We start from the raw sequence: 6,786 nt of genomic DNA, 5'->3' as shown, positions 1-6,786 counted from the left end.
GTCGACAGTTTGAAAGTTGCCTGATAGGTTATCTCTCACCGCTTCCGTCATGGTAACGGCGGCCGGCGACCCTCCCACAAGCACAACGATGATCCAGCGCCAACCAGGAGATCGACGATGAACATGGTGACCGATGCGCCTCATGACACGGCCCGGCAGGCAGCGCGCCGGGATCTGGCGGCCGCCTACCGGCTGATCGCCCACTTCGGGCTCGACGACAGCATCTATACGCATATCTCCGCGCGGGCCGAGGCCGGCAAGGAGCACTTCCTGATCAACCCCTACGGCTATCGCTTCGAGGAGGTGACCGCGGCCAATCTGGTCACCATCGATCTCGAAGGCAACGTGATCGACGATCCAGAGGGCGCGGGGGTCAACAAGGCCGGCTTCACCATCCACAGCGCGATCCACGAGGCACGACCGGACGTGCACTGCGTGCTGCATACGCACTCGGTGGCCGGGGTGGCGGTCTCCTGTCTCGAAGAGGGGCTGCTGCCGCTGAACCAGTGGTCGATGGAGTTCCATGGCCGCACCGCCTACCACGACTACGAGGGCATCGCGCTGGATCTGGCCGAGCGCGAGCGGCTGGTGGCCGATCTCGGCGACAAGCCGATCATGGTGCTGCGCAACCACGGCATGCTGGTGTGCGGGCGTACCGTGGGGGAGGCGTTCAAGCGGATGCACAATCTGGAGCGCAGCTGCCAGGCACAGCTGGCGCTGATGGGCAGCGGCATGAAGGTTCGGCGCGTGGACGATGCGCTGGCCGAGCATACCGCCCGGCAGTATGAACAGTGGGATTCGGATCACGGCGTCACCGACCACGATCCGGAGTGGGACGCCTACCTGCGGCTGCTGAAGCGCATCCAGCCGGACTTCGAGGGCTGAGCATGGCGCGGACGATTCAAGGCGTGCTGCTGGGCTCCCCGGAGATCATGCGCGACTATATCGCTGCCTTCGAACGCACGGCGCCGCATATCCGTCTGGCGCTGCCGCAGGAGGTCGTCGACCCAGAAGCGGTGACGCTGGCGCTGGCGTGGGACCCGGGTGCCGACGATTTTCGGCCCTATCCCAACCTGCGCCTGGTGTCGTCGATCGCGGCCGGCGTCAACGGCATCCTGGCGAGCCCCAGCTTGCCGAGTGACGTGCCGCTGATGCGCATTGCCGGCGAGTCCCAGGCGCAGATGATGGCGGGTTTCGTGACTTGGCACGTGCTGTGGCACCACCGCCGCTTCGGCGACTATCTGGCCAATCAGCGCCAGCGACACTGGCAGCGGTTGCCCAAGCGCGATGCCAGCGATGTCCGCATCGGCCTGCTGGGGGCGGGCAAGATGGGCGGCGCGGTGGCGAGGGCGCTCACGGCGCTGGATTATGACGTCGCGATCCACTCCCGCAGCGGGCGCAATCTGCCGGCTGGCGTCGAAGGATTCAGCGGCACCGACGGTCTCGCACAGCTCGCGGCGCGCAGCGCCATCCTGATCAATCTGCTGCCACTGACCGCTGAAACCCGCGGTATCCTGAATGCCGAACTGTTCTCGCGGCTGCCTTCGGGGGCGGCGCTGGTCCATGTCGGTCGCGGCGAGCATCTCATCGAGGCCGACCTGCTCGCGGCGCTGGAGAACGGCCAGCTTTCGGCAGCCTCGCTGGACGTGTTCGCGATCGAACCGCTGCCGCAGGATCACCCGTTCTGGCATCACCAGCGGATCGTGATTACGCCCCACGACGCCTGCGATTCGACGCCGAACCAGGTGGCTCAAGAGGTCGCCGAAGCGATGGCGCGGGTGGATGACGGTCAGCTGCCGGCAAGCGTCGTGGATCGCCACGCGGGCTATTGAGGATCAGGTGGACTGCGTATGACAAGGACAACATCGATGAAGACCTTCTTCCACGACGACCAGTTGCTGCACCAGCCGCAGACCTATTTTTCCCGCGGCAAGATGCGCCAACCCCAGGAAGTTCGCGACCGCGCCGAGCACCTGCTGGCGGCGGCCAGACGGCTCGGCCTCGAGATTCAGACGCCTCCGGATCGTGGCGTCGCGCCGCTGCGCGCGGTGCACTCGCTGCCCTACCTGCGCTTTCTCGAGAGTGCCCATCGACGCTGGCACGATGTCAGCGAGAACGGGGGCGAAGATTGGGGCGAAGAGGTGATCTCCAGCATCTTCGTGCGCTCGCCCAATGCGCTGCGCGGGATTCTCGCCGAAACCGCGCGCTATCTGGCGGATGGCAGCGCCCCGGTGGGGGAGCATACCTGGCAGGCGGCTTACTGGGCGGCCCAGAGCGCGGCGGCCGGCGCCGAAACGCTGCTGGCGGGCGAGCGCTTCGCCTATACGCTGTCGCGGCCACCGGGGCACCACGCCGGCATCGACTCCGCCGGGGGCTTCTGCTTTCTCAACAACGCCGCCATCGCGGCGCAGCATCTGACCTCGCGCTATCCGCGCGTCGTCGTGCTCGACACCGACATGCATCACGGCCAGGGCGTGCAGGAGATCTTCTACGAGCGCGATGACGTGATGTACATCTCGATCCATGGCGACACCACCAACTTCTACCCGGCGGTCACCGGCTTCGAGGACGAGCGCGGGCGCGGCGCGGGGCTGGGTTACAACCTCAATCTGCCGATGCCCCACGGCTCACCCGAAGCGGTGTTCTTCGAGCGTCTCGAACAAGCCTGCCAGGCGATTCGTCTGTTCGAACCGGATGCGCTGGTGCTGGCGCTGGGCTTCGATATCCACGAGAAGGATCCCCAGGCCAGGGTGTCGGTCTCCACGCCGGGATTCGGTAAGCTCGGTCGCGCGGTGGCGGGCTTGAACCTGCCTACGCTGGTGGTGCAGGAGGGCGGTTACTACCTGGAAGGGCTCGAGGCCAATGCGGTGAGCTTTTTCGAGGGGCTGTTGAAAACATAGCTGCCCGCGATGGCTTCTACAGATTCTGCACCCGGAAGTCCCCCGATCGGTCGACTTCGTCGCCGGCGACCATGAAGCGGCCATGGCCGCGGTAGTGGAGCGTGCGGGGAAGCTCGATCGAAGTGTCGACATGGGCCTTGACGATCTCCCAGATGAACAGCTCGTGGCGGTCGATCTGGCTGTCGTCGGCCAGACGGCATTCGAAGCTGGCGTAACACTCGGCGACCAGCGGTGCCGAGACGATCTCTCCCTCCTCCGGTGTCAGACCGAAGGCATCGAACTTGTCGATCGCGTCGCCGTCACTGTTGCCGACACCGACGACCGCGTCGACGAGCTCGAGCGTGGGCACGTTGATCGTGCATTCGCGGCTTTCGCGCACCAGACGATGGCTGTGGTTGCCGGCGGTAATCAGGCAGCCGAAGTGTGCCGGCGCGAAGCCGAGCATCATGTGCCAGCCCATCACCATCAGATTGCGTTCGCCCCGCCAGTGGGAGCCGACCAGCACGATCGGCCCCGTTTCCAGATGGCAGCGGCATTGGTCCAGCGGAAAATCGGTCTTCGACGGTCTCAAGCCAGGTACCTCTCGGCCGATACTGTGGCTTCAGCATAGACCACCGACATCGATGACTCGCATACCGGTTATCGACGCCTTCAATTTTTCGTCACAGTCGTGTGGTTATATCCTCCGTGTCATTCCCCCCGATACCCCCCATTCAAGGAGAAGCAGCGTGAAGATTTCAGGGCGCATCAAGGCGTTGATCGTTATGGCCGTGGTTGTCTACGTGCTCGCGCACGTGGTTCGCGCCATGCTGTCGACGATGCTGCGTTCGAATGTGCTGCTGCATCCGTTGCGCCGGTCGCCGGCATCGCCGCGCCGCACCCCGCGGCTCGAGAGCGACGAGGCCGAAACCCTGAAGCACTGCACGCGCTGCTGACGATCGCCGAGTTGTCGGCATGAAAAATCCTGGCTGATGGCCAGGATTTTTTTGCGCTGGTGATGAACGCGGTTATGGCCTGGCGGCGAGCCAGCCATCGACGAGATCGCGGTTGGCGGCGATCCACTGTGCCGCACCCTTGTCCGGGTCGCCCGTTTTCTCGATTTCCAGCATCAATTGGGACAGCTGTTCCGGTGTCATGTGCCAGGCATCCAGCATCGCCTTGAGCCCGGGGTTGTCATCGCCGAAACCGTGGTGCGATACCCACTTGATCTGCTCGCCGGCGCTGAAGGTCTTCTTCGGATCGTCGAGAATCTTCAGATCGTACTCGGCGAATGCCCAGTGCGGTTGCCACAGGGTGACGGCAACCGGCTGCTTCTCGCGATACGCTTCCTTGAGCTGCGCCATCATCGCCGATTCGCTGCTGCTGAGCTGACGGAATGGCAGTTGATACTGTTCGATGGCAGCGTCGGTCTCGTCGGCGATGGTCGAGCCGGGCTCGATGCCGAAGATCGTCGGCTCGCCCTGATACTCGAAATCCTCGGCATGACGCTCGAGATCGGCAACGGAATTGATATCGTCGACGTAGGATGGCACGACTAGCGCGTCGAGAGCATCGTCGTACCAGGTGCCGTGGAGATCGATGCGATCGCTGTAGGGTTCGACGAACGAATTGTCGCTCGGCAGCCAGACTTCCAGCGAGATGTCGATATCGCCCGCCGCCAGCCCGCCGAACAGGATCGGCTTGGAGACTTCGCTGAGCGAGACATCGAATCCCTTTTCACCGAGCAGTTGCTGCCACATGTGGGAAATGGCGATATTCTCGGCCCAGTTGTTGGTACCGATGGTAATCGGGGTATTCGCCGCGCTCACGGCACTCATGCTCATGCCGGCGATGAGGAGACCGCCACCGACCAGTAGATTTTTGAAAGGGGACATGCGACATCCTTTTTGGTTTATTGATGTTGTTGTCTGAAAAGGTACGGTAGTGACTGGGGTCACGCGTCGAATGTTTATATAATGTATATACATTAATTTCAATGCTTCGATCATCGTGTCAGCCGTGTCATGCAAGCGCGGCTGAAACAGATGACCCACTATCGGATCGAGACGCGTATGACCTTGTCGCTGGAAACCGTTCACTGCTTGCCATGGCGCAATCTGGAGGCGGTGCGCTGGAAGAATGGTGGTGGTACGACTCGTGAAGTGGCATGCGATGCCAGTGCCAGCGAGCCCGGCTGGCGCCTGTCGATTGCCGATCTGGACCGGGCCGGCCCGTTCTCTTCTTTCAGCGGCTGGCAGCGCTGCTTTGGCGTGCTTGGTCGTCATCCCGTCACGCTGGCCTTCGGTGACCGCGAGGTTGGGCTATCGCTCGCTGAGTCGGCCGTTTTCTCGGGAGGCGAACCCGTCGACTGCCGCTTGCCAGAAGGCCCCAGCCTGGCGCTGAACCTGATGTTCGATCCAGCGCGATGGGATGGCAGCATGAAGCCGTGCCAGTGGGATGACGTCGTCTGCCCCAAAGGTTGTGAGGCGGCTTGGTTCGTGCTGGCCGCCTGCCCGACGCAGCCGAGTCAGGGCGGATGTACCTGGATGGCAGGCGATACGCTGGTTTTGAAAAGCCATCCCGCGAGGCGCAACGAACGATGCTTCGATGTCCCTGCGCCTACGGTTCTGGCAGACACGTCCGTTGCCGGTTTTCTGATCGCGATCTACCCGGTACAGCTATCATCAAAGGAGCGTAAGTGAGCCCCCAGCCTCCACGTTATAAAGTCATCAAGCAGTATCTGCTCGACAGGATCCATAGCGGTGAGTTTCCCGTGGACCACCAGATCCCGCCAGAGGAGGCGCTGGCGGAGACATTCGGCGTCAGTCGCATGACCGCCAATAAAGCGATCCGCGACCTGGTGCAGGAGGGGTATCTCTGGCGCCAGTCGGGTATCGGCACTTTCGTTGCCGATCGCCGTTCCGAATCGCCACTGGTCGAGATCAACAACATCGCCGACGAGGTGCGGGGACGCGGTCACGAATATGCCAGCCGTGTGCTGACATTGGAGAGCGTTGTGGCTGACGACGAGATTGCCATGCGCATGGGGGTCAAGGTCGGCACCAGGCTCTATCACTCGCGCCTGATTCATCTCGAAAATGGTCGGCCGATCCAGTTGGAGAATCGTTACGTCAACCCGCGTTGGGTGCCGGCCTACCTGGACGCTGACTTCCACCGCCACACGCCCAATGAGGTACTGGTAGCGGCTTGTCCTATCAGCGATATGGAACATATCGTCGAGGCGATCCTCCCTGACATCGAGATCGCCCTGCAACTCGATGTCGCAGAAGCCATGCCGTGTCTGAGCGTTCGACGGCGCACCTGGTCCGGCGATCGCTTGATCAGCTACGCGCATCTCATCCATCCCGGTGACCGTTACAAGCTGCGTTCCATGGCGCACGCACCAACGGCTTGAGCCGGTTGGACAGTGGCCCCGGTTTCAACTGACCCAGGCAGCGACGAGATAGCCGGCGGGAACCGCAAGCGCCACACTCAGGAATGTGCGCTGAAACCAGATCACCAGGATTTTTCCCACCGACAGCGGGATCTGCGTCGACATGATGCAGGGAATGGACGCGGAGAAGAAAAGGATCGTCGATACCGACACGACCCCAGCAGCGAAACGCGCCGGCAACGAGGCATCCGCCATCAGCAGGGCGGGCAGGAACATCTCCGCCATGCCGGACGCCACTGCCTGGGATAGCTCTCGCGCTTCCTCCAGTCCGAACAGCGCGATCAGCGGATAGAACAGAAGGCCCAGCCATTCGAACACCGGCGTGTATTTGGCCAGCAGCAGTCCGAGCAAGCCCACCGACAGAATGGTCGGGAGAATACTCATGGTCATCAGCAGGCCTTCCTTCAGGTTGGTTACGACGCTCTCGCCGAGTCGGGGCGCGCGGTCCGCTGC

The 6,786-nt window shown here is 62.8% G+C and carries 8 protein-coding genes and 1 pseudogene; 6 read left to right on the top strand and 3 right to left on the bottom strand.

Annotation, left to right across the window (positions count from 1 at the left end; all coding sequences use genetic code 11):
- Positions 1 to 117 precede the first annotated feature (117 nt).
- From AC3AYF_RS16455 to AC3AYF_RS16445, 3 genes are read left to right on the top strand one after another with little or no spacing between them, the layout of a single operon-like run.
- Positions 118 to 885, top strand: coding sequence for a class II aldolase/adducin family protein (locus tag AC3AYF_RS16455; RefSeq protein ID WP_295036114.1), 768 nt, complete (start codon positions 118 to 120; stop codon positions 883 to 885).
- Positions 886 to 887: 2 nt separating this feature from the next.
- The gene (locus AC3AYF_RS16450; protein ID WP_487780018.1) at positions 888 to 1,832 is read left to right on the top strand and encodes a 2-hydroxyacid dehydrogenase; all 945 of its coding nucleotides are present in this window, start codon (positions 888 to 890) and stop codon (positions 1,830 to 1,832) included.
- Positions 1,833 to 1,868: 36 nt separating this feature from the next.
- Complete coding sequence (locus AC3AYF_RS16445; protein WP_295036116.1) at positions 1,869 to 2,900, top strand: histone deacetylase family protein; 1,032 nt, start codon at positions 1,869 to 1,871, stop codon at positions 2,898 to 2,900.
- 16 nt (positions 2,901 to 2,916) lie between these two features.
- Here AC3AYF_RS16445 and AC3AYF_RS16440 read toward each other — a convergent pair whose 3' ends face one another.
- On the bottom strand, positions 2,917 to 3,471 hold the full coding sequence (locus AC3AYF_RS16440; protein ID WP_149435377.1) for a flavin reductase family protein: 555 nt from the start codon (positions 3,469 to 3,471) through the stop codon (positions 2,917 to 2,919).
- Positions 3,472 to 3,628: 157 nt separating this feature from the next.
- Here AC3AYF_RS16440 and AC3AYF_RS16435 point away from each other — a divergent pair, with 157 nt between their 5' ends.
- Positions 3,629 to 3,835: a hypothetical protein gene (locus AC3AYF_RS16435; RefSeq protein WP_149435376.1), complete on the top strand. Its 207-nt coding sequence runs from the start codon at positions 3,629 to 3,631 to the stop codon at positions 3,833 to 3,835.
- 72 nt (positions 3,836 to 3,907) lie between these two features.
- On the opposite strand, the gene AC3AYF_RS16430 is transcribed toward AC3AYF_RS16435, so the two are convergent.
- Positions 3,908 to 4,774, bottom strand: a complete 867-nt coding sequence (locus AC3AYF_RS16430; protein WP_295036117.1) for a glycine betaine ABC transporter substrate-binding protein — start codon at positions 4,772 to 4,774, stop codon at positions 3,908 to 3,910.
- 177 nt (positions 4,775 to 4,951) lie between these two features.
- Between AC3AYF_RS16430 and AC3AYF_RS16425 the strand changes: the two genes are divergently transcribed.
- A complete protein-coding gene (locus AC3AYF_RS16425; protein WP_295036118.1) occupies positions 4,952 to 5,581 on the top strand; it encodes a HutD/Ves family protein in 630 nt (209 codons plus the stop codon).
- Positions 5,578 to 6,294, top strand: coding sequence for a histidine utilization transcriptional repressor HutC (gene hutC, locus AC3AYF_RS16420; protein ID WP_295036119.1), 717 nt, complete (start codon positions 5,578 to 5,580; stop codon positions 6,292 to 6,294). Before AC3AYF_RS16425 ends, hutC begins: the two co-directional genes overlap by 4 nt.
- Before the next feature lie 24 nt (positions 6,295 to 6,318).
- Here the strand turns inward: hutC and AC3AYF_RS16415 are convergent.
- Positions 6,319 to 6,786 (bottom strand): annotated as a pseudogene (locus AC3AYF_RS16415) (YjiH family protein); the annotation flags it as partial.

Source organism: Salinicola sp., from assembly GCF_982684285.1.
Note: the sequence above shows the minus strand (reverse complement) of the source record. Positions and strands in the feature narration are given on the sequence as shown.